The sequence below is a fragment of the Paenibacillus taichungensis genome, from assembly GCF_003287275.1.
GTDB classification, from domain to species: Bacteria; Bacillota; Bacilli; order Paenibacillales; family Paenibacillaceae; genus Paenibacillus; species Paenibacillus taichungensis_A.
Map to the genome: position 1 here is coordinate 1 of NZ_QEVW01000048.1, position 484 is coordinate 484.

Genomic DNA, 484 nt, shown 5'->3' on the forward strand with positions numbered 1-484 from the left:
AGTAGGACGCCGCCAAGCGAACTCTTTCATCTTACATAGAAAACAGATTTTTGCATGTTGATCTTGTACGATGAATTGCATTTGCACTGCAGATGCTTAGTATTCCCTGATAGCTCAGTTGGTAGAGCACTCGACTGTTAATCGAGTTGTCACAGGTTCGAGCCCTGTTCGGGGAGCCATTAAGGCCCGTTGGTCAAGGGGTTAAGACACCTCCCTTTCACGGAGGTAACAGGGGTTCGAATCCCCTACGGGTCATAGCTATATTTATAGCTTCAAAAAGGGATGAGAATTCCAAAGGTTCGTCGGAGGATGTACTACGTTAGCAACTGCTTCGCAGTCTCGAACGTAGTGAGAGTATCCCCTATGGGTCATATATATGGAGGCTTAGCTCAGCTGGGAGAGCATCTGCCTTACAAGCAGAGGGTCGGGGGTTCGATCCCCTCAGCCTCCACCATATCTTTTCTAAATAACGACGCGGGGTGGA

At 48.6% G+C, this 484-nt stretch carries 3 tRNA genes; all 3 read left to right on the forward strand.

The annotated features are described in order from the left end of the window. The first annotated feature begins 103 nt into the window (after positions 1–103). The 3 genes from DC345_RS31260 (at position 104) to DC345_RS31270 (ending at position 454) form a co-directional block, all read left to right on the forward strand. A tRNA-Asn gene (locus DC345_RS31260) sits at positions 104–179 on the forward strand. Positions 180–183: 4 nt separating this feature from the next. Next, positions 184–255 (forward strand) — tRNA-Glu (locus DC345_RS31265). A gap of 123 nt (positions 256–378) precedes the next feature. Further along, a tRNA-Val gene (locus DC345_RS31270) sits at positions 379–454 on the forward strand. The last annotated feature ends 30 nt before the right edge of the window (positions 455–484 follow it).